Source organism: Paeniglutamicibacter sp. Y32M11, assembly GCF_019285735.1.
Lineage (GTDB): Bacteria > Actinomycetota > Actinomycetes > Actinomycetales > Micrococcaceae > Paeniglutamicibacter.
On sequence record NZ_CP079107.1, the window covers coordinates 3309392 to 3331581 of the forward strand.

At 61.8% G+C, this 22190-nt stretch carries 19 protein-coding genes; 6 read left to right on the forward strand and 13 right to left on the reverse strand.

Annotation, left to right across the window (positions count from 1 at the left end; all coding sequences use genetic code 11):
* Positions 1-53 precede the first annotated feature (53 nt).
* The gene (locus tag KUF55_RS14640) at positions 54-536 is read left to right on the forward strand and encodes a glutathione peroxidase (RefSeq protein ID WP_245325597.1); all 483 of its coding nucleotides are present in this window, start codon (positions 54-56) and stop codon (positions 534-536) included.
* Here the strand turns inward: KUF55_RS14640 and KUF55_RS14645 are convergent.
* A complete protein-coding gene (locus KUF55_RS14645) occupies positions 533-1108 on the reverse strand; it encodes an antibiotic biosynthesis monooxygenase (RefSeq protein WP_132359460.1) in 576 nt (191 codons plus the stop codon). The two genes, KUF55_RS14640 and KUF55_RS14645, sit on opposite strands and share 4 nt — an antisense overlap.
* 289 nt (positions 1109-1397) lie before the next feature.
* On the opposite strand from KUF55_RS14645, the gene KUF55_RS14650 reads away from it, so the two are divergent.
* On the forward strand, positions 1398-1979 hold the full coding sequence (locus KUF55_RS14650; RefSeq protein ID WP_132359461.1) for a hypothetical protein: 582 nt from the start codon (positions 1398-1400) through the stop codon (positions 1977-1979).
* Between the two features lie 11 nt (positions 1980-1990).
* Here KUF55_RS14650 and KUF55_RS14655 read toward each other — a convergent pair whose 3' ends face one another.
* From KUF55_RS14655 to KUF55_RS14665, 3 genes are all read right to left on the reverse strand, one after another.
* On the reverse strand, positions 1991-2536 hold the full coding sequence (locus KUF55_RS14655) for a hypothetical protein (RefSeq protein ID WP_218817066.1): 546 nt from the start codon (positions 2534-2536) through the stop codon (positions 1991-1993).
* 312 nt (positions 2537-2848) lie between these two features.
* A complete protein-coding gene (locus KUF55_RS14660; protein ID WP_218817067.1) occupies positions 2849-3580 on the reverse strand; it encodes a hypothetical protein in 732 nt (243 codons plus the stop codon).
* 348 nt (positions 3581-3928) lie between these two features.
* Entirely contained in the window at positions 3929-5026 is a 1098-nt protein-coding gene (locus KUF55_RS14665) for a CdaR family transcriptional regulator (protein ID WP_218817068.1), read from the reverse strand.
* Positions 5027-5282: 256 nt separating this feature from the next.
* Between KUF55_RS14665 and KUF55_RS14670 the strand changes: the two genes are divergently transcribed.
* The 4 genes from KUF55_RS14670 to KUF55_RS14685 all read left to right on the forward strand — a co-directional run bounded on the left by KUF55_RS14670 (position 5283) and on the right by KUF55_RS14685 (position 11334).
* Complete coding sequence (locus KUF55_RS14670; protein WP_218817069.1) at positions 5283-6605, forward strand: MFS transporter; 1323 nt, start codon at positions 5283-5285, stop codon at positions 6603-6605.
* A 99-nt stretch (positions 6606-6704) separates the two neighbouring features.
* Entirely contained in the window at positions 6705-8345 is a 1641-nt protein-coding gene (locus tag KUF55_RS14675) for a thiamine pyrophosphate-dependent enzyme (RefSeq protein ID WP_218817070.1), read from the forward strand.
* A complete protein-coding gene (locus KUF55_RS14680) occupies positions 8342-10003 on the forward strand; it encodes an amidohydrolase (protein WP_218817071.1) in 1662 nt (553 codons plus the stop codon). The genes KUF55_RS14675 and KUF55_RS14680 overlap by 4 nt, the downstream gene beginning before the upstream one ends.
* A gap of 38 nt (positions 10004-10041) precedes the next feature.
* Positions 10042-11334: a M20 family metallo-hydrolase gene (locus tag KUF55_RS14685; RefSeq protein WP_218817072.1), complete on the forward strand. Its 1293-nt coding sequence runs from the start codon at positions 10042-10044 to the stop codon at positions 11332-11334.
* Positions 11335-11396: 62 nt separating this feature from the next.
* Here KUF55_RS14685 and KUF55_RS14690 read toward each other — a convergent pair whose 3' ends face one another.
* The 9 genes from KUF55_RS14690 to KUF55_RS14730 all read right to left on the reverse strand — a co-directional run bounded on the left by KUF55_RS14690 (position 11397) and on the right by KUF55_RS14730 (position 22059).
* Positions 11397-12839 carry an HNH endonuclease gene (locus KUF55_RS14690; protein WP_218817073.1) on the reverse strand — a complete coding sequence of 481 codons (1443 nt, stop codon included), beginning with the start codon at positions 12837-12839 and terminating at the stop codon, positions 11397-11399.
* A gap of 116 nt (positions 12840-12955) precedes the next feature.
* Positions 12956-13801, reverse strand: coding sequence for an SDR family oxidoreductase (locus KUF55_RS14695; RefSeq protein ID WP_218817074.1), 846 nt, complete (start codon positions 13799-13801; stop codon positions 12956-12958).
* A 71-nt stretch (positions 13802-13872) separates the two neighbouring features.
* Positions 13873-14559 carry an N-acetylmannosamine-6-phosphate 2-epimerase gene (locus tag KUF55_RS14700; RefSeq protein WP_218817075.1) on the reverse strand — a complete coding sequence of 229 codons (687 nt, stop codon included), beginning with the start codon at positions 14557-14559 and terminating at the stop codon, positions 13873-13875.
* Positions 14556-15536 (reverse strand): ROK family protein, encoded by a 981-nt coding sequence (locus KUF55_RS14705; protein ID WP_255557077.1) that lies wholly within the window; start codon positions 15534-15536, stop codon positions 14556-14558. The genes KUF55_RS14700 and KUF55_RS14705 overlap by 4 nt, the downstream gene beginning before the upstream one ends.
* Positions 15537-15542: 6 nt before the next feature.
* On the reverse strand, positions 15543-16475 hold the full coding sequence (locus KUF55_RS14710; protein WP_255557078.1) for a dihydrodipicolinate synthase family protein: 933 nt from the start codon (positions 16473-16475) through the stop codon (positions 15543-15545).
* A gap of 117 nt (positions 16476-16592) precedes the next feature.
* Positions 16593-17393 carry an ABC transporter ATP-binding protein gene (locus tag KUF55_RS14715; RefSeq protein WP_218817077.1) on the reverse strand — a complete coding sequence of 267 codons (801 nt, stop codon included), beginning with the start codon at positions 17391-17393 and terminating at the stop codon, positions 16593-16595.
* A gap of 2 nt (positions 17394-17395) precedes the next feature.
* On the reverse strand, positions 17396-19396 hold the full coding sequence (locus tag KUF55_RS14720) for a dipeptide/oligopeptide/nickel ABC transporter permease/ATP-binding protein (RefSeq protein WP_218817078.1): 2001 nt from the start codon (positions 19394-19396) through the stop codon (positions 17396-17398).
* Positions 19397-19401: 5 nt separating this feature from the next.
* A complete protein-coding gene (locus KUF55_RS14725) occupies positions 19402-20307 on the reverse strand; it encodes an ABC transporter permease (RefSeq protein WP_210149256.1) in 906 nt (301 codons plus the stop codon).
* A 144-nt stretch (positions 20308-20451) separates the two neighbouring features.
* On the reverse strand, positions 20452-22059 hold the full coding sequence (locus tag KUF55_RS14730) for an ABC transporter substrate-binding protein (protein ID WP_218817079.1): 1608 nt from the start codon (positions 22057-22059) through the stop codon (positions 20452-20454).
* Positions 22060-22190 lie beyond the last annotated feature (131 nt).

A 22190-nucleotide genomic window follows, 5' to 3' on the forward strand; every position in this document is an offset into this window, starting at 1 on the left:
AAAAACATTGATCGTTCGGGAATGGACCGGCGCCGCACGGTGCTGAAGAAAGTATGGACATCACCACCATTCCCATCTCCACGATGGACGGGCAAACCACTTCCCTCGCCGACTATGCAGGCCAAGTGGTTTTGGTCGTCAACGTCGCCTCACGCTGCGGACTCACCCCGCAATACGCCAAGCTCGAAGCCTTGCAAAAGACCTATGGGGAACGCGGTTTCACGGTGCTCGGTTTCCCCAGCAACCAATTCCTCCAAGAGCTGGGTAGCAATGAGGCCGTCGCCGAATTCTGCTCGAGCACCTACGGCGTGAGCTTCCCGGTCTTAGACCGGGTACGCGTTAACGGCAAGAACGCTCACCCGCTGTACACCGAGCTGAAGAAGACCAAGGATGCCGCGGGGAAGGCCGGGCGCGTCACCTGGAACTTCGAGAAGTTCCTGATCCTGCCCACCGGGGAGACTCAACGCTTCCGCCCGAAGGTTGAACCGGATGACCCGGCCATCATCGCGGCGATCGAGTCGGGTCTGGGAAACTAGTCGCGTTTGGGACGCCGCGGCCTACTGAGCCAGGGACGCAGTAAGCGTGTGGTGACCGGCAGGAAAATATAAGTCATCAGCGGGGTGAGGATGCAAGTGGTCAGTAAGACCACTAGGACCACCGGCCAAGCGCGCAGGTGCGGCACCAGCAAGAGGTTGGCGAGCAGGCTCAGCGGGAAGAACGGCAAGAAGATGGACACCGCTTGTTTCCAGCGCGGGGGAACTACCGTTTCGGAAATATTCACGGTGGTTTCCCCGGGATGCTCAAACCAGCCCTCGATCCCGGTGCGGTGCTCAACCTTGGTAATTTCTACCAGCTCTGACGCGCTGTTAATCCACCAGCGGCGTTCCTCTGAATCGTCCCACGCTGCCAGCGTTGCGGCCGAGGAGAACCGGTAGAGCACGTGCCATTCATTGGAATTCGCAGACGTGCGGATCCATCCGGATCCTAGGTAACCGTCCCATTCGCGAGCCAGGTCTTGACCCGCCTGGACCCAGGCGTTGAAACGTCGATGATGTTCGGGCAATACCGTCCGTGTGATGGAGACGGTTATAGGGGTAGCTTGTGGCATTTAGACAATCTAGTACCCCATCCCCCGCTATGACGAACCGAGAACCGGACAAGCACTATCCACGGATCGATCTGGCGGCGTCTACGCCACGGCGAGCACGTTCTAGGGAAGAAGACGGCCAAGCCATCCCCTGATGTGTGCAGGCTGCTTTGAGCCTAGGCTTCCTCCCAGCCGGAGGGAACGACGTTGATACGACAAGGTCCTCACCCGGCTTAATCGGTCCTAGCAATTGGCTACACTCAACTTGAGAGCCAGCCACGTTAGGACCCATCCGGTGAAAAGATTCCCCTTGTCAACTACGTTATTCGTGCTCGCGCTCGCGCTCGCGGGATGCTCCAACACCCCAGGACCGTCCACACAAGCTTCCGCTGCAGTTCCCACAACCGTGGAAGCAACGGCGAAAACGGTGGAGCAGGTGAAGGTCAGAAGCGCCGATGAGGTGTTGGAATCGGCGCTCAAAGCCGGACGTCCCTCGGCGGCATTCGATAAGAACTGCGAAGTCTGGAAAATGCCTGCGGTAGATAGCGACGGGCAGGAATGGGCCAATGCTCTGATGATCGAGTTTTTTGAAACCCAGTCCGCGCAGTGCCCCGATGCCATTACCTTTCCGCACTACTACATCGATACGTTCGAGCCCGGTGTCAACGGTGAACTTGTCATTACGGTGGAGCAGTACATGAACGTTATTTTGCATGGACCGGAGCGCGGTCGTTACTTTGAACTCGACTCGATGGCTCAAGAGGTCATGCACAGAATCATGAAAGACAATTCTTCGCTCAAAAAAGTCACAGTGAAAATGCCAAATGGTGAAAGGTATGGCAGCGCCACCCGGAAGGAAGTCGAACAGGCACGCGCCGACGGTCGTCTTTAGCCAGCGCGGTGTCAACGTAGATATGGCCCCTGTTGCCCAGCTAAATCAGTCCGCGACGTGTCGCCACGGACGGTCAGCGGGCTCTGCACCGACAATGATATGCGGCGATCTGCGGCGTCGGCGGGCCACGAGATCTGCACGATCCACTCGCCATCAGGCTCACCGAGACGATAGACCGTAATAAACGACATCGTCCCACCTTGGTCAACCGTCGGCTCCGCGGTCCACTGCCGGTCTAGGAGGGATGCGCCTACCGCGCCGGCCGCGTCAGCGGGCATCGTATCTGCAGTGACTTCGACGGTAGACCAGGTTGTCCAGAAGGCTGTGTCGCGCTGCCCACCGCCCAACAGGTGGGGCTCGCCGAACTGCGGCTGGGAGGTCACGTGGTCTTCGAATGCGCTATTCCCTGGCACATGGTCGAGCATGTCCGCGTGGATCTGCTCGGCCCGGTCCCGGTACTCATCGAGTCGGCTCTCTACGGCCGGTGCCGAACACCCCGCAAGTGCCACAGCGATCATGATGATCAAGCCGATCCCGGCCCCGCGCAACGTCCGCATGCCACCAACCTAGCATTCGAAGAATCCTTGTGTCCGAAACTGCTCGCAAGGATCGCATACTGCCTCAGGCTAGGGAATTTGCCGACATTACGTATGAGCAGAGTTGATTGCTCGTTATCGGTGTCCAGCTATGTGTGAGGCTCGATCGCATCTCATGATCCGTCCCCCAAGATCAGGCGAAAATGTCTAGTCAGCACCGTGTCAACGCAAAATAGCTGCAATAGTGCGGGGCACTAGACAGTACGAAGTGCTGCTCGATAAACATCGACGTACTCGATACGAACGGATCCCAAAATCGGACCATCTCAGGCACTAAAGCACGAGTGAAACCCCGACCAAGATTTCCTTCTGGCCAACCATATTTTCCCTCGCCACCAAGATCATCAATTGTGAAAGCCATGCCACCAGCTCCGGCGACCACATGGTTACCGCAAAATTTACACGGACCTTGCACGCCAGATACTGGGACCACAAGAGATTTTCTTCATGAGGCTTGAAATCGGAGTCCGCCACCGCAAGTTGTGCCCGTACGATGGGCCCATCTGGATCAACGTAATACTGGAGCAGGTTCACCAAACCCTCCACCTCAAGCACAAGAAGTGGATGAGCCCAAAGTTCGATATTGACTGAAGCATTTTGAGTTGCTGGCTTACCGAGAACAAACGTTTCTCGTGCCTGACTTATAGCTATTTCAGAATCGGTTGCCAAGTCGCGCGGGATTTGCATCAAGTACGCCTCGACGTTCCAGTCCTCATGCGCTCGGATGGCCGCAGCTACGCCATGCATGGCAAGTCCCAATGACGAGAACGGCGGGCTACCTGGTCCGATTCCGATTTGGACCCAAGCCAAAGATCCTGAACCGGCTTTTGAATACTCAGCTTCCTCGAGTCGGAAGTAGTTCTTGACGGTGTCGTTCCATATATCGATGCCGAGCAGGCCAGCAGCTCCGGAGAAATACCCCGCTGGACTTCCACCGTCATCGAGTACTGGCCCACCGGGTGCCGATGAGATTCCTCGGAGATCGATCACGAGCGGATGCGTCAACGTTTAACCTCTTACCTCTTACCTCTTACCTTTTAGCGGGTGCATTTTAAGGACTGTATGGGAGTTGTTAACTTCTCAGGAGCGTGCGGATACCCGATCAGGTTTACATCAACTACGCTATGCCATTGGCGTCGTGAACATTATTCTTAGCAAAATCCGCGACAAGCCTATGGGGGTTTGATAAATATCGCCCCGGAGAAGGTGCACCTCATCATCCACCGGGAAGCGACGGGGCCGCCACCGTCAACTGTGCCCACCGACACGACACTCATGCCTATTAATACAACCGCGACCACGCAGGCTTCTCTGCTGACCCGAATGTTTCGCTCATTTCGTCCCGCCCCTCCGCTATGACCAACCGACCACCAGCCGAGCCGCCTGCAGCGGAATGGTTGGGTCGACTCCGGTGAGTGTGGCAAAACGCTTGAGCCGGTTCATCAGCGTATTTCGGTGGCAGAAAAGTTCATCCGCGGCATGAGCAACACTGCCGGTGCGTAGGTAGGCGTGCACGGCCTCGGTGAGCCGTCGACGTTCGGTGGTTCCGCATTGTTCCAGGGCCCGATCAACCTCCCCCAGCCCCGGTGCCCCAGCCTCGGCGAGCGCCAGTTTAGCCATCCGCGCCCAGCCACGACTCCATGTCATGGCGCCTTCTTCGGCCGGCTCCAGGAGGTTGGCCAGTGCTCTCGCCACCTGTGAGGCCTTCCCAATATCCTCTAAGCTGCAGAACTCGGAAACCACTCCGCAGCTCAGCGTTTCAATCCGTGAGCTGAGGCGCAGACTTTCGGAGCCGGCCCGGGCATCGACGGGGTAAAAAACGATCAAGGCATCCGATACCGAATAGGTGTACACCTTATTGCTGGCTCGTTCATTCGCCAGAGCCAGCCGCAGGGCAGGAATCTGCTCCCTCAGCGCTGCCACCACCACGTACCTTGTATCCAGTGGCTGTCCCAGTTCCTGGGCAATGCGTTCCAGAGCGGTGGCCGAGAGATTGCGTTCGCTGAAGAGTGTGGCGAGGTATTCCTGTCGTTTGCTCGCGGCTTCGGCTTGAATTCTTGCCGCCTCCCGCACGTACGCTCGTTGGGTTTCGCCGGCGTAACTGTCCACAACCTCCCACACGCGGGCTGTGTGCCGCACCAGCAGCAGCGCATCCTCGGTGCGCGCCAATGACGTGATGGCTTCCCAGAGGATCGAGAAGTCCAGCCGGATCGCCGTCATCAGCGCCTCGATCGGCACTCCGGCCCGCGCCCTGGTGACCCCGACATCCAGGGAAATGGCGTCACGTTCACGCAGGGAATCCGGCTCGTCGTGTTCAACCTTCATCGCCACGATCAACGCCTCAAATGATGCACCGCCGGTGCGCATGATTTCGCTCACCGGCAGCGGGGAGTTGGCGTAGCTGGGAATGGTACTCAGGCGTTGTACAAATTCATGGGTCAGCTTCCCCACGTCCAGCCGATCCAGTAAAGCGGTCCAGCGCCTTGCCTCGTCGCTTTGGTGGCTTTCCGTTATTTCTGAGAAATCTGGCGTTAACATGACCTCATATTATGTGCTTTTGCACTGTTTGTGATGCGCAACTCGTTGTAAAAAGTGCGCTACATCACCGATGATCCTTGGGAAGATAAATAACGTCCCTCACATTCCCCGGATGGCGCGCAGCGAAGTATCGGCCCTCCTCCACTTGAGATTCAGGCAGAAAAACCCCATGACGCACACTGGAACACTCGAAGCGGGTGCAACCCGGCAAATCTCCGACAAGGAGGCCACCAAGGTTGCCATCGGCGCACTCATTGGCACGGCCATGGAGTGGTACGACTTCTTCCTCTTCAGCGCGGCAGCCGCGCTGATCTTCAACGTTCAGTTCTTCGCGAGCCAGAACGCCACGGCCGCGGCCATGGCAGCCTTCGCCACCTTCGGCGTGGGACTCGTGGCTCGCCCCATCGGCGGCATGATCTTCGGCGTGATGGGAGATAAGATCGGGCGACGCAAGACGCTGATGGTCACCATCGTCGGCATCGGCATCATCACCGGGCTGATCGGCCTGCTGCCGACCTATACCGCCATAGGCATCGCCGCACCCATCCTCTTGGTACTGCTGCGCATCGCCCAGGGCCTGTTTGTGGGCGGCGAATGGTCAGGCGCCATGACCATCGTGGTAGAAAACGCGCCACTGCACCGCCGCGCCCGCTACGCAGCCCTGCCACAGATCGGCTCCCCGATCGGCACCATCCTCTCCTCCGGCGGCTTCTTCCTGATGACCATCTGGCTCTCGAAGGCAAACTTCGACGCGTGGGGCTGGCGCATCCCCTTCCTCGCCGCCATCCCGATGCTGCTGGTGGCCCTGTATATCCGTAGCCGCCTGGATGAGTCCCCGGTCTTCAAGGAACTCATGGAGAAGGGCGAGACCGAAAAGGCCCCGATCCGCACCACGCTGGTCGAATCGTGGAAGCAGATCATCATCGGCATGGCCGCGGGCATGCTCGGCATTGGCGGCTTCTACCTGGTGACGGCGTTTGTGGTTTGGTACGGCGTCAACGTCCTGAAATACGAAAGCTCACTGATGCTGCTCGGCGGAATCATTGCCGCAGTGGTGGAGATCCCGGTCCTGATCCTCGGTGGACGCCTGGGCGAACGCTTCGGTTCCTCCAAGGTCATCACCTACGGTGGCATCTTCTCCGCCATCGTCGCCTGGCCCGCCTTTATGCTCATCGATTCGGGCAACAGCGTGCTGGTCATCGTGGGCATGACCCTGGCCGTCGCCGCGCTCTCGCTGCCCTATGCGGCCTCCGGCACGGTACTGACCGGGCTGTTCCCGGCCAAGACCCGCTACACCGGGGTGGGCTTTGCACAGAACACCGCCGGCATGATCTCCGGGTTCATCCCGCTGGCCGCCACCGCACTGGTCGCCGCGGCATCCAACCACTGGTGGCCGGCGGCCGCCATGCTGATCTTCCTCTCGCTCTTCACCGCCGTGGCAGGTCTCATCGCCCCGCGGATGAGCGTTGATCTGCCCGGCTTCAAGCACTAAGCATTCCCCTCGGTGTGTTCCGTAGGTCTTCCCCAAGGTCCTGCGGAACACACCGGAACATCTCTTTTTACGCTCCAGCACAAAGGAACACCAGAGCCCATGACCATGTCAGCAGGACACCTCATCGTCAAGACCCTCGAGGCCCACGGTATCTCCCGCGTTTACGCAGTACCCGGGGAAAGCTACCTCGATGTTCTCGATGGCCTGCACGATTCATCCATCCATACCGTGGTCACCCGCCACGAGGGTGGTGCAGGTTTCATGGCCCTAGCCGAGGGTCGGCTGGGGAACACCCCCGGCATCGCCATGGTCACTCGCGGCCCGGGTGCCGCCAACGCCATGATTGCCATCCACACCGCCTGGCAGGATGCCACGGCCATGGTGCTCTTTGTGGGCTTAATTCCGCTCGCTGACCGGGGACGTGACTCCTTCCAGGAATTCAGCCTCGGCGGTTGGTTCTCCACCACCGCGAAGGGCGTTTTTGTCCTGGATGATGAGCATCAGGCCGGGGATCTGGTGGCTCGTGCCCTGCGTTTGGCCGCCACCGGCCGCCCGGGCCCCGTGGTGGTGGGTCTGCCCGAGGACGTCCTGGTCCGGCTGACCGAATCCCCTCTCCCGGCACCGCTGCCGCTGCCCACCTCCGCCCCCAGTGCCGCGAGCCTCGATGCCCTGGCCACCGCGCTGGGTAGCGCACAGCGACCGGTCCTCATTGTCGGTGGGGATGATTGGGAGACTCACACCTCGGTTGCCCTGGCCGGCTTCGCCGCCGCCGCGCACGTTCCGGTGCTCGCCGATTGGCGCGCCTACGATGTCATCAACCACGATTCCCCCGCCTATGCTGGCTGGCTGGGCTATGGCCGGGCCGAGCGCACCGTTCAGGCGTTGAACGACGCCGACCTACTGATTTTTATCGGCTGCACCCGCTCCGATGTGCTCTCCGAGGGCTACAAGGCTGCCCTCAACACGCCAACCATCGTGGTGTCCACCGACGCCGAACTCATCGGCCACGCCGGACGGATCGACGCCCACCTGAGCGTGAGTCCCGCCGAACTGGTAACCGCGCTGCCACCAGGAGAGACAGTGCGCGGAACCCGCGGTTCACACTGGATGGACACCCAACGGGCCCAACAGCTGGCCTTTAGCCGCCCGGGCCCCGACGGTGGCACCGGGGTGGACCTCGGTATCGCCTTCGAAGCGCTTGAAGCAGCACTGGATCCGGATCGGATCCTCACCTATGGGGCCGGCAACGCCACGCTCTGGGGCCACCGCTACCTCTCCCACCACGGGCCCAAGTCCCTGGTGGGTCCGCGCAATGGCGCCATGGGTCTGGCCGTTCCCGCGGCCGTGGCGGCCAGCATCATGTACCCGGGACGCCATGTGGTGGCCATCTGCGGGGATGGGGACTTCTTCATGAACGCCCAGGAGCTAGCGGTGTCCTTCGCCCATGGCGGGACCCCGCTGGTGATTGTGGCCGATAACGGCATCTTCGGGACCATCGTGGCCCACCAGCAAAACCACTATCCGCAGCGGCCCTCCGGCACGGCGATGGAGAACCCGAACTTCGCCCAATGGATTCAATCCTTCGGCGGACACGGGGAGTTTGTTGAGACGACCGCAGACTTCGCCCCGGCCCTTGAACGTGCGCTGGCCAGTGGAAAACCGGCGGTGCTGCACCTGAAGACGGATCCGAGCACCATGGGCCCGGGCACCGTGGCACACCATGAACTGGCCACCCGATGAGACTCGATCTGTTAGTACGTGCCGGCACGATCCTCACCCTGGATGAGGATCGCCCCACGGCCCGGGCAATGGGCATTATCGGTGGCCGCGTGGTGGGATTTGATGAAGAATTGGATGGCTGCACCGCGGATCGGATCGAAGACTTCGGCGGCACCACGATCACCCCCGGATTCATCGACGCGCATTGCCACACCACCTGGTGGGGCCTGGGACTCTCGGCCCTGGATCTTTCGCCGGCACGCGGGCTCGAGGAGCTCTACGCCCTGCTCGAGGCCGAAATGCTTCGGCTTGAGCAGCAGCCGGGTGTGTGGCTAAACGGCACCGGCTTTAACCACAAGAACCACGGTGGGCTGTTCCCGGACATCCAACGGCTCGACGCGATTACCGGCGGCCGCCCGCTCTACCTGCGCCATGTCTCTGGGCATGCATCCATCACCAACACCGCCACCCTCGCCCTGGCCGGTGCCCTGGAACCTCACTTCACCGATCCCGTGGGTGGTGCAGTGGTGCGCGATGCCAACGGAGCCCCCACCGGACTGGTCGAGGAAGCGGCGCAGGGCATCATCCAAAAGATGCTGCTGCCCTATTCGGTGGAGCAGATCGTCTCGGCCCTGGACGCGGCGACCACCCGCTACGCCGCCGAGGGCATCACCTCCTTCACCGAAGCGGGCGTTGGTGGTGGCTGGATTGGGCATTCCCCGGTGGAAGTCACCGCCTACCAGCAGGCGCTGGCCGCCGGGAAGCTCCGCGCCCGCGCCCAGCTCATGCCCACTCTTGATGCGCTGAAAGTGCAGTCATCACATGCTGCCGATGCTCACGGCACCGGAACCGGCAGGGGTCTAGAACTGGGCATCGTGGCCGGGTTCGGCAATGAACACCTCTCACTCGGCCCGGTCAAGGTGTTTATGGACGGTTCCCTGCTGGGCGCCACCGCCGCGGTGACCGAGGACTATTGCGGGCACCAGCACAATACCGGTTACCTGCTGGATGACCCGCAGGAGTATCGCGAACGTGTGGCGGACGCCTATCGCTCCGGGTGGCCGGTGGCTCTGCACGCCATCGGAGATGCGGCGATCGATCTGGCCATCGAGATCATTTCCGAGTTGCAGCTCAAGCATGGACCCAATGCCTTGCCGAACCGCATCGAACACTTTGGCATCGCCCGTCCCGATCAGGTCACCTCCGTGGCCAAGCACGGTATCGCCGTCACTCCGCAGGCCTCCTTCATTGGCCCGCTGGGCGATCAATTTGCCGCACTGGTGGGCCCCGAGCGCGAGGGCTGGCTCTACCGGGGCCAGTCGCTGCTGGAGGCCGGGGTTCTGGTCGCTGGAAGCTCGGATCTGCCGGTGGCAGATAACAATGTGCGTCGGGCCATGGCCTCGGCGGTTGACCGGTTGACGGAAAAGGGCAAAGTGCTGGGAGGCGCCGGCGAATGCCTGAGCCCGCTGGAGGCATTGCGGCTGTATACCGTCAATGCGGCCAAGGCCACCGGTCAGTTCACCGACCGTGGATCCTTGACTCGTGGCAAGCTGGCGGACTTTGTCATCCTGTCCGAGTCGCCACTGACGACCTCCGATATTTCTGCCCTCACAATTCTCGGGACATTTGTTGGCGGGAAGCAAAGTTACGCCCCGCTCCCCGTCGCCGCGACCGCCTAATCTCATCCCCTAAGACCCACCAATGAGCTGGAGTAGTTATGACCCTGAACAGCGCAGCATTTCTTGCCGATTTCACCTCCATGAGCGCCAATGGAGCAACAGCTGGTGGTGGTGTTGACCGCCAGGCCGCCACGATTGCCGATGGACAGAACCGCAATTGGTTCCGGGGTCTGGTCGAGGGTCACGGATTCACGGTGCGTTACGACGCGGTGGGCAACCAGTACTCGATGCTGGAGCTAACACCCGGTGCCCCATGGATTGCCGTCGGATCACACCTTGATTCCCAACCTTTGGGTGGTCGCTTTGACGGTGCCTATGGTGTTTTGGCAGGTGCGCATGCGGCAGCGCGTGTCCGGGAATCCCTGACCGGCTCGAGCGAGAGCGCATCGTTTAATATCGTCGTGATCAATTGGTTTAACGAGGAGGGCTGCAGATTTAAGCCTTCCATGATGGGTAGCTCCGTTTATACCGGCAAGCTTTCGGCACAGCAGGTCCTCGAAACGACAGATCCGGCGGGCATTCGCGTGCGTGAGGCGTTGGAAGCCATCGGAACCATTGGGGACTTTGAACTGCCGGTGGCTGCCTACGTCGAGATTCACATTGAGCAGGGTCGCTCCATGGAAGATTCCGGTGTGAGCATCGGCCTGGTTGAGTCCACCTGGGGCGCCAATAAGTACGAATTCATTGTCCATGGGGATCAGGCGCATACCGGTGCCACGATCATCGCCGACCGTCAGGACGCATTGTTGGGTGCCTCGGCACTTGTCGTTGCGGCCCGGGAAATTGCGCTGGAGCATTCAACGGATGAACACATGGTGATCACGTCCTGCGGTGAATTTAATGTCTTCCCCAATTCCCCGGTGGTGGTGGCGAGCCGGGTGAACTTATTGGTTGACGTTCGTTCAACGGACCCCGATGTTCTTGCGGCGGCAGATGCCGATCTCCACGCCAGAATTGCAGCCATCGAAAAGATGGCGAATGTGAGCATTGAGCGTGGAGCCGAGCATGTTTGGGGTGCCAAAGCCTATGACCAGGCCGGACTGAAGTTGGCCGCGGATGCAGCCGAGTCCTTGGGGCTGACCCATGGTGTGGTGCGCACCTTGGCCGGGCACGACTCAACAAATATGAAGGACATTGTCCCAACCATCATGTTGTTTATTCCGAGTGTTGAGGGCATTAGCCACAACGAACGCGAGCTGACCCATGACGCTGACATGGTGGCCGGGGTTGATCTCTTGACCGAGGTGTTGTTGCGTGTGGTTCGCGGTGAATTTGTTTCTGCGTCTGGCAAGGCCCAAGACTCGGCACTAGAGTCGTCGTCTGTTTCCTAAGCACACACGGTGAGGGTCCGGTGGATGAATCGATTGATTCATCCACCGGACCCTCACCGTTTTTATGCTTTGTCGTGGTCTTTCGCCACGGGATTCGCTGCTCGATCAGCGTTCAGTCGCCACAAAAGCTGCTCCACCAACCCAGGCAACCGCGGCGCCACCGACTCATACATCTGCCCACTACTGGTTGTCACCCGCAGCGCATGTCGCACACCCGGAACCGTTTCCTCCACCCACCCCGGAGACTCCTTCGTCGCATTACAACTACGACATCGGCCATCAAGATTCTCCACCGAACTCGGCCCACCCCGAGCCGCCTGCACCACATGATCAATCTCCCGAATCAAACCATTACACCCCGGCGTCCGACAATGCTGATCCCGTAACATCACAAACCACTTCAGTTTCCCGCTAATCACCCGCGCCTTAGAATCCATAGCCACCAAATCCCCCGCACCAGGTGCCGTATACAGCCGAAGTACCTCAATATCCTCCGGATTCTGCCACGTTCCCAGCAAAAGCTGCCGTGAGCGATCCGCACTGATATATCCAAACCCCGGAATCAATGCCGGCTCCCCCTCCCCCGTGAAAAACGTTCCCTCCGTCATCACCAGATTCAACCGGACCCGCATATTCTCGTGATCCGTGAAACCCGTCATCGAGGTCAAGAAGTAGTCGGCAGCTATTTGCCCCCGAGTGCGTTCATCCCCGGCCGCTTGCCCGCGTCCTTCTTCCCGAGCCAAGACCTGCAGTATCGCCGCCCCATATTCCACGGGGACCAAACCGTCGATACGCATCCGGTAAGCATCAAAGCGATACACATGAAGATAACGACCCGCCCGAGCCTTCTGCTCCGAATCTTCCTCCAGCTCCGGTTCTAACAGCAGCGCCCACTGATGAATCGACTCACGCAATAAGGCATCCCCACCGCTAAAACACAGGGGACAGTCGGTGAACAACAGCTCCTCGATGAGACGCTGGTTTTCCTTCTTCAGATGCCGCACCCCACGGGCCACGATCTCGGCCTGATGGAAGGTAATCGTGTCATCACCCACCGCGGCCCGCGTGAGCGGTAAATCTCGGGAAATAACCCTTGAGAGATGCAAAAACTCCACCCCCGAGCAGCGCGGCTGCCGCAACACCAACGCCACCTCCGCACCGATACCCCAGGAAGGATTCTTCTCCCGAACCCCCGCCGACTTGCGCGTAGCGATAATCGCGTCCTCATGAGCGCACGCAAGATCCGCTTGACGGGCACTGGCAGCAGACTTCAAATACTCAAAAGCCCCCAACGCCTCGACCCGGTCAAAGGCCGTCCCCTCCATTGGAGTCTCATTCACGACGGTGGCCAAGACCCGCAGAGCGGCAGCTCCAGCACAAGCAAGATACTCAGCCACCAGCGCACCGATCTCTACCCCGCGCTGTATCAACGCGGCATTGGAGAGCTCTTCACCGGGCACCGCACAGAGGGTGCCGGGAATCTGAGGTGATGACGTCGTTGCCATACCTCTATTATAGAAAATCCCAACGACACTTTGGAGTTCTACCTGACAATGCTAGGAAAAAGATTCGATGTCTTGATCAGGAGATGGCGCGGGCAAAGACATCCAGAGATGACGATTTAGCCCCGCAATAGCTGTTCAAGCGACAGGGGCGGAATGCCGGTAATGCGTTCGATGTCGCCACTGACGTTTTCCATGGCGCCTGCGGCAATGGCCGAATAGGTCGACACCCAGGCATCAACCTGCCACTTTGGCGCTTCATACTCTGCCCGCGAAGCATAGGCTTCCTCGATCGTCTCATCGTGGAAGGAGACCTGACGGCGTCCAACGGCAGAAAGAATCTCCGCGATCTGCGAGAAGCTCAACGCCTCCGGGCCGGTGAGCTCATAGGTGGCCCCGAGGTGCGCCCGCGGGTTCTGCAAGATGACGGCAGCCGTACGCGCCACATCAGCGCGCGCCACCAGCGCTACCCGACCGTCACCGGCGGGGCCACGAATGACACCATCTGCGCCCACGGTGTCGCTCATGAAGTCGGCGTAGAAGTTATCGCGTAAGAAGGTGTAGCCCAGCCCGGAGGCCCGGATATATTCCTCGGTCGCGTAGTGATCACGAGCCAGGGTGAACACGGCATCCTGCGCCGCTCCAACAAAAGAAACATAAATCAGGTGGCGAACTCCGGCTGCCACGGCTGCGTCTACGAAGTCGCAGTGCTGGTCTAATCGCTCACGACTTTCGGATGCCGAGACCATAAAGACCGTCTGCGCTCCGGTCAGGGCAGTCCGGGTGGCCGAGCTGTTTTCGTACGCGGCCGCCAGTATCGTGGCGCCATCCAGCGGGGGCGCCTTGCGCGGAGTTCTGGCCAGCAGCCGTTGTTTCACCCCAGCGGCACTGAGCAGTCTGGCGACCTGGCCGCCGAGTTCCCCGGTAGATCCTGTCACTGCCAGCGCTGGAGGGATAAGACTCATGTTTCCATTCCATCATTGATTCGCTTCCCCCGATACAAAATGACTTTAACCGGGGGAAGCGCGAGGGATCATTAGGCGCGTAATGCCTCATCAAACCAACCGGTAATGGAGGCCGGATGGGTGATGGCGGTTCCCACCACCACGGCGAAGGCTCCGGCATCCAGTGCCGCACGGGCCTGGGCCGGAGTATGGATCCGCCCCTCGGCGATCAGCGGGCGGTCAAGTTCGGCCGCCGCAATCGCTGCAATCAGATCAAGGTCGGGACCCTGAGTCTTTTCCCGCTCCCCGCTGTAACCGGCCAGCGTGGTGCCGATCAGATCGGCACCGGCCTCAACGGCGTTAAACGCATCCTTTAGTGACCCACAATCGGCCATGACCAGCGCATGAGTCTGCTCGTGGATCATGGTGATGGTCGTCTTCAGATCCAGCCCATCGGGACGAGGACGGCGGGTTCCGTCGATGGCCACGATGTGCGCCCCGGCGTTGGCCACGGCAATCGCGTGCCGGGCGGTGGGGGTGATAAATACGCCCTCGTGACCATCCTTCCAGAGCCCAATGACCGGGACCTCAACGGCGCTGCGGGTGAACTGAACATCGGCCAGGCCCTGCACGCGTACCGCCGCGGCCCCGCCGATCACCGCCGAGGCAGCAATCTGCGCCATGGTGGTGGGGGTGCGCATGGGCTCACCCGGGTAAGCCTGAGCGGAGACGATCAGTCGGCCGCGTAGGGCCTCCAAAACTGCGGGTTCTAAGATCATGAGCCGATTCTCTCTTGGTTGCCGGGGGCCAGGAAGAGTCCTGCCGCCCCAATGATTGCCGCGTTATTGCCCAGCGCTGCGGGGATCAGCTCCAGGGCTTGCAGCGGGTCGATGGCCTCTGCTTCGTAGCCTGCACACAGCGCATCCCACCACAGCTCCCCCGCCCCGGCCATCCCGCCGGAAAGCACGATGACATCCGGGTCAAGGATGTTGGCCAGTGAGCCGGCGGCGATCCCCGCGGCACGTCCACCAAGTTCCAATGCTTGGATGGCCAGTTCTTCACCGGCATAGGCACGGGCGGTGAGTTCGCGAGTGTCGGCCACTGTTGGATCCCCACCCAAGGCCAGGTAGTGGCGGTGGATGGCCGGTCCGGCGGCGATGGCCTCCAGATGCCCGGTGCGCCCGCAGGAGCAGGGTAGTCCGCTGGCCAGCGGTGAGGCGAAGTGCCCCATGTGCCCGGCGATGTGGTGTGCCCCGGTCTGCGGGACACCGTTAAGCAGGAATGATCCGCCCACTCCGGTGCCCACGGCCAGCAGCAGCACCTGACTTTTGCCCGCTGCCGCTCCTTGCCAGGCTTCGCCCAGTCCGTGGGCGTGCACGTCGTTGATGGCGCGGATGCCGCATCCGGTGCGTGCCCCCAGCTCGGCGGCAAGGTCTGTACCGGCCCAGGCGGAGATGGTATCGGTGGCCGAGAGTACGCGAGCGCTCCGCGGATCAACGACCCCGGCCGCGCCGATGCCCAACCCGGTGATCCGAAACTCGTGTGCGGCCTCGCGCAGCTGATCCACCACCGCGGCCACCGCATCAAGCACCGCTGCGGCTCCGCTGTGCGCCGGAGTAGGAAGGGAGGCGGAAGCCAGAATGCTGCCGTGCTCATCCACCAAACCGCCGGCAATCTTGGTGCCGCCCAGGTCAATGCCGAACGCGGCAATGCGCCCCGAGTGTTCGGGGCGCATTGATGCTGTTGCGTGATTCATCTGGACTTAGAGCAGTCCGGTGCGGGTGAGGATGGTCTTGATGGCCGTGGCCTCGTCCGCGTTCAGTGCCTCCATCGGGGCGCTCATGGCGTTGGAGTCAAAGAGGCCCATGGCCACCATGGCGGTCTTGAATGCGCCAAGACCTGCGGCTCCGCCCGAGACGCGGGAAGAATCCGGGGTGTAGACGATCTCAAAGACATCCGCCAGGCGGTTCTGCTCCGCCGCCGCGGTGGCCCAGTCCCCCGCTACCGCGGCGTCAAAGAGGCGGCGGTAGCCGGCCGGGTCAACGTTGCCCAGACCCGGGACCACACCGTGGGCGCCGCCGAGCAGCGCACCGTCAACAACGACCTCGTGTCCGGTGAAGACGCTGAAGCCCTCAATGTCGGCGGTGGCCAGCAGCAACTGGCGGAAGGAGACATCGTCGCCGGAGGAATCCTTCACACCAACGATCACCCCTTCCTTGGCCAGCTTCACGGCGGAGGAGACTGCCAGCTTCACGTGGGTGCGCACCGGCACGTCGTAGGCGAAGATGTCGATCTTCAGGGCCTCGTGGATGGCGCGGAAGTGCGCCTCAACCTCGGCGACGTTGGACAGCGCGTAGTACGGGGTGGTGACCACCAGGGCGTCGGCGCCGAGTGCGATCATCTTCGCGCCCTCTTCGATGACGCGAGCGGTGGTCTGCTCGTTGGCGCCCACGATCAGCGCCACGCGCCCGGCGTTGGCCTCGCGGATGGTGCCGACAACCAGTTCACGCTCGGCATTGGTCAGGTACGGAACCTCGCCCGAGGAACCGAGCACAAAGAGACCTGTTACCCCGCCGTTGATCAGGTGTTCCACAACGTTCTTCAGACCTTGAACATCGATGTCGCCCGCCGCGGTGCGCGGGGTGACCACCGGAGGAATGACGCCGGAGTACTTGGGGTTCTTAGCGTTAGCCACGAGAATGTCTTTCTTTTGGGGGTGGAGCATTTTTTGGGGGGGTGTTGGCGGGGTGCCGCGCATCCGCAGCTGTGTGGGACTGCGGTGCTTGGGGGCGGCGCGGCGCCCCACCAAGTTTTAGAGCTGGAGCAGCGTGGGAGCGGCGCCCAGCAGGGTGCGCGTGTAGTCGTGGGAGGGAGCGTCAAAGACCTGTTCGGCCGTGCCCTCTTCGACGATTTGTCCCGCGTTCATCACGCAGATCCGGTCCGAGATGTAGCGCACGGTCTGGATGTCGTGGGAGATGAAGACCATGCCAAGGTTCAGCGTGGTTTTCAGGTCGGTGAGCAGATTCAGCACCTGGGCGCGCACCGAAACATCCAGTGCGCTGGTGGGTTCATCGGCAACAATCACGTCCGGATCCAGGGCCAGGGCCCGGGCGATGGCCACGCGTTGACGCTGGCCGCCGGAGACCTGGTTGGGCATCGCCGAGGCGGCGGAGGCCGGCAGGCCCACCACCGAGAGCAGCTCGTAAACCTTGGCGGAGCGTGAGGCATCGTTGCCGATGCCGTGGACCTTGAGCGGATCGGTGAGGATGTCATGGATACTCATGCGGGGATTCAGCGCGGTGGAGGGGTCCTGGAAGACCACCGCCACGGAGCGTCCAAATTCCTTGCGCCCGGCGGCATTACGCTTCGAGGCGTCCTGGCCGCGGAAGAGTACGGTCCCGCTGGTGGTTTCCTGCAGGCCCACCAGGACCGAGGCCAGGGTGGATTTGCCGCAACCGGACTCCCCCACGATGCCCACCGTTTCACCGCGTGAGACGGAGAAGTTTACTCCGTTGACGGCGCGCACGATGTTGGGGGAAAACAGCTTCCCACCGCGGACGCGGTGGTGAACGTGGATGTCGCGCAATTCGACGACGGGGACGTTGGTTTCCATGATCACTTGGCTCCTTGCGCAATAGCGATGTTATGGCTGGCCCAGAAGTGTTCCGGGTGATTGCCCGCCGGCACAAAGTCGGTGGGCACCGACGGATCCGCATCCGCACGCTGGGAGCGCTCGGCGAACCGGTCCCCCATCGCGAAGGAATACGGCGAGGGGACGGTGCCGGGGATCTGGTGCAGGCGCTTGGCGCCGGATTCGATCGATAGCACCGCACCGAGCAGACCCTGGGTGTATTCGTGGGCCGGGGCGGAGAGAACGGCCGGAACCGGACCGGATTCCACGACCTGGCCCGCGTACATCACGGTGACGCGGTGGGCCAGCGAGGCCACCAGCGCCAGGTCGTGAGAGACGAAGACCATCGCGAAGCCCAGGGATTCGCGCAGCTCGTTGAGCAGGTCAACCACCTGCTTTTGGACCGTGACATCCAGGGCGGTGGTCGGCTCGTCGCAGACCACCAGCTTCGGGCTGCGCGAAAGCGCCATGGCGATGAGCACGCGTTGACGCTGTCCACCGGAGAGCTCGTGCGGGTAGGAACGCAGCGTGCGCTTGGCATCAAGTTTCACCAGGGTCAGCAGTTCCTCGGGGGTTTTGCGTCCCCCGCGGCGGGTGAGCTGGCGCAGCTGATCCCCAATGAGCATCGAGGGATTCAGCGAGGACAGCGCATCCTGGTAAACCATCGCGATCTGTTCCCCGCGCAGGCCCTTGTAGGCCTTTTCATCCCCGGCGATAGCGGTGCCATCGGCACCGATGGGAAGCAGTTCCTTGTTTCCAAAGGTGATCGATCCGGTGATCGACGCGGTCTTGGGCAACAGGCCCATGATCGCCAGCGAGGTGATGGACTTGCCACAACCGGATTCGCCCACCAACGCCATGGTCTCGCCCTCACGGACGGTGAAGGAGACGTTGTCGACGATCCGGGTGTCCCCAAAACGTTCGGGGAAACGGATCGAGAGGTTCTTGACCTCCAGGATGACCTTCGGATCCCCGTCGAGGACCAGCCTGTCACTGCGCTGTTCTTCGGTGCGAGCGAGCAGTTGCAGCTCGCCGCTCAGACGTTCCAGCGCGATCGTGTCAACGGCCGGCTTGGAAGCAACCGCGGTGGTGGTTTCGCTGCTCGATGCACTCTTGCGGGTGCTCTTGGGATTCACCAGGGCATCGGTCATGCCCTCGGCCAAGATGTTCAGGGCGAGCACCGTGACCAGGATGGTCAGACCGGCGAACGTGGTGGCCCACCAGGCGCCGTTAAGCACCAGGGTACGACCGTAGGAGATCACGTTGCCCCAGCTGGGTGCCGGGTCTTGGATGCCGGCGCCGAGGAAGGAGAGCGAGGCCTCCAGGATGATCGCATCCGCGACCATGACGGTGGCGAAGACCAAGACCGGGGCCGCGCAATTGCGCAGCACGTGCCGACCCAGGATGTGGAAGCGAGAGGCTCCGATGACACGTTCGGCGCGGACGTAGTCCTCGCCCCATTGCGCCAACACATTGGCTCGGACCACGCGGGCGATCTGCGGTACGTAGATCACCGCGATCGCGATGATGATCACCGGGAGGCTATTTCCCAGCGAGGCCAGCAGGGCCGCTGCCAGGGCGATGCCCGGGAAGGCCATGAGCATGTCCATGATGCGCATGATGGTTTCATTGGCCCACTTGGCGCTGGTGGCGGCCAGGGCGCCGAGCAGTCCGCCGACCACCAGGGCCAGGGCCACGGCGCCGATGCCGATCAGCATCGAGGAGCGCGCCCCAAAGAGCAGGCGGGAGAGGATGTCGCGGCCCAGACGGTCGGTGCCGAAGAGGTGCTCGGGACCCGGTCGCTGGGCGGGGATGCCGGTAGCCAGCGGGTCGTGCGGGGCCAGCAGCGGGGCCAGGATGGCAGCCAGAGAGATCAGCACCAAGAAGACCAGGGAAATCTTGGAACCCAGTGGCAGCGAGGTAAAGCGCGTGGTGCCCGAGCTCAGTCGAGTCACGAGTCCATTACGGGGGGCGAGGGAAGTCATGAGGGTCAGACCGTCCTGATGCGGGGGTTGATAAGCAGGTAAAGCATGTCGACGAGGATGTTGACCAGCACGAAGGTGATCGCGATGGTGAGCACCACGCCCTGGACCAGGTTCACGTCAGAGTTGGTGATGCCGTTCATGATCAGCTGCCCCATACCGGGCAGGGAGAAGATCATTTCAATCACCACGGCGCCGCCGAGCAGGTAGCCGATGCGCAGGCCCAACACCGTGACCGGGGTGACCAGCGCATTACGCAGCACGTTGCGGGTGAGTACCTCGCCGCGTGGCACGCCGTTGCCGATGGCCGTGCGGACGTAGTCCTTGTCCAGTTCCTCCACCATCGAGGTACGCACCACGCGAATCAGCGAGGCGGAGACCGGGATGGCCAGCGCCAGGGCCGGCAGGGTCATGTGCATAAACCAGCCACCGATGCCGCTGCCCATGGGTGCGGATCCACCGGAGGGGAAGATCGGGCTTTTGCCCAGCGCCAGCCACTGGATCAGCAGGATGCCGAGCCAGAAGGAGGGGGTGGCGACCGCGGCGATGGAGAAGATGCGCACCAGCTGGTCGGGCAGCCGGTCGCGGTACAGGGCGCCCAGAACACCGAAGACCAGCGAGATCACCACGGCGATCAGCACACCATAGAAGGTCAGCTGCAGCGTCAGCGGGAAGGCGTTGAAGATCATCTCCGTCACCGGGCGGGCCGGTGGGGTGGTCTTGCCGAAGTCGAGGGTCAGCAGTCGGCCCAGGAAGGAGACATATTGCAGGACCAGGGGCTTGTTCAGCCCGCGTTCTTCGCGGTAGGCCTCCTTGGCTGCATCGGAGGCACCCTCGCCCAGGGCGGAGGTGGCTTCGTCGCCGGGAGAAAGTTTGAGGATGACAAAAACCAGGAAGGTGATTCCCAGGATCATCACGGGCAGGACAGCTATGCGGCGCAACAGCAACCGTAGGAGGGTTCCCACGAAAGAACTCCGATGGATAGAGGGTGGTGCGGGTGATCAAGAAGGCGCAAGCGGGCGCGCGCTTGGGAGAGAACGCGCCCGCTTGCCGGGAGCCTAGGCCTTCGGGGCTACGCCAACGAAGGAGACGCCCGTGGTCGGCAGCGGCTTAAATCCATCCAGCTTGTCCGGGTTCCAGGCGGTGGGCAGCTGACGGTGGAAGACCGGGTAGAGCGGCACTTCGTCGGCGAGCAGGTTGATCGCCTGCGTCCAGGCCGCAACCGCGCCCTTCTCGTCCTTGGCCTTCACCGCGGTGTCGAGCATGCCCTGCAGCTTCTTGTACTCGGCGCTGGTGGACCAGCGGAAGCGCTTGGTGGGCCAGACATCGCCACGGTAGAACCAGCTCAGGAGCAGATCGAGGTCGTTACCGAAGACCGAGGGGTCACCGGGGGCAGCAACCACCTTGAACTTTCCGGTGTCAACGTAGTCGGTGTACAGGGACCCGGACTGCAGGTTCTGCATGGTGACCTTGACGCCGGGCAGCTTGTTCCAGGATTCGAGCAACAGCGGTGCCACGTCCTTCACCCAGGAGGTGTCGGTGGTGAGCAGCTCAAATTCGAGGCTGGTGACGCCGGCTTCCTTGAGCAGGGACTCGGCCTTGGCCGCGTCGTAGGCGTAGGTGGTGGCGGCCTTGACGTACTGCGGGTGGGTGTCCTGCACGTAGGAGGTGGCCGCCTTGGCGTTGCCCAGCAGCGCACGATCGATGATCGTCTGGGTGTCGGTGGCGTAGTGGAAGGCCTGACGCACGCGCTTGTCGGCAAACGGTCCCGATTCGCAGTTGAACATCAGGAAGAGCAGGCCGAATGACTGTACGGCTTCGACGGTCATCTTGGACTTCAGGCGATCAACGTCCAGGTACGGGACATCCTCGATGACCGAGACGCGGCCCGATTCTGCGGCGGTGACGCGGGCCGCGGCATCCGAGAGCAGGTACCAGATCATGTCGTTGGCCTTGGCCGGGTAGGCACCGTTGTAGTCGTCGAACTTCGCGAAGACGATCTTGTCGTCCTTGGTCGCGGAGACCAACTTGTACGGGCCCGAGCCCACCGGGGCCGCGTCAAACGCTGCCTGATCGGCGGAGGCGAGCTTCTTCGGGACGATCTTGACCACGGAGATGCGGGTGGCGAACAGCGGGAAGGCGTAGTTCAGGGTGAAGACGACGGTGTCTTCCCCCTTGGCCTTGACCGACTTGATGAACGGGACGAACTGCGCGAAGAGCGAGGCGTTTTTGGTGTCTGTCACGCGATCGAAGGAGTAAATGACGTCGTCGACGGTGACGGGATCGCCATTGTGGAACTTGGCACCCGAGCGCAGTGTGACCTCCCAGGTGGTGTCGTTCACCTGCTTCGGATCGGCCTTGGCCAGGGCCAGGTACGGTTCGCGGGTTGCCGGGTGAAGATCAACAAGACCCTCGAAGATGTGCATATTGGCGGCGAACGGGGTGGCACCCGAGGAGGTCATCGGGTCAAAACCTGTTGACAGCGCGTAGGAGATGCCGGCTTCAAGCAGCGTCGTGGACCCGGCACCGGTGGCACCGGTAGTCGTGGACGGGCTAGAGCAGGCGGCGACGGTTGCCGAGAAGGCGGCAGCGGCACCGAGCATGCCCGTCAGCTTCAGAAATTCACGACGGCCACGGGGCTTGCTGGCCAAATCCTTGAGGGTCATTTTAAATCTCTTTCGTTTCCAGGTTCCGGAAAAGTGGGACGTAGGATGTCCTACGCCATGCATTAGACTGTAAGCGTGATCACCAATGAACGTCAACCACATCACACAAAAAACCTCGCACCGCAAGGAAA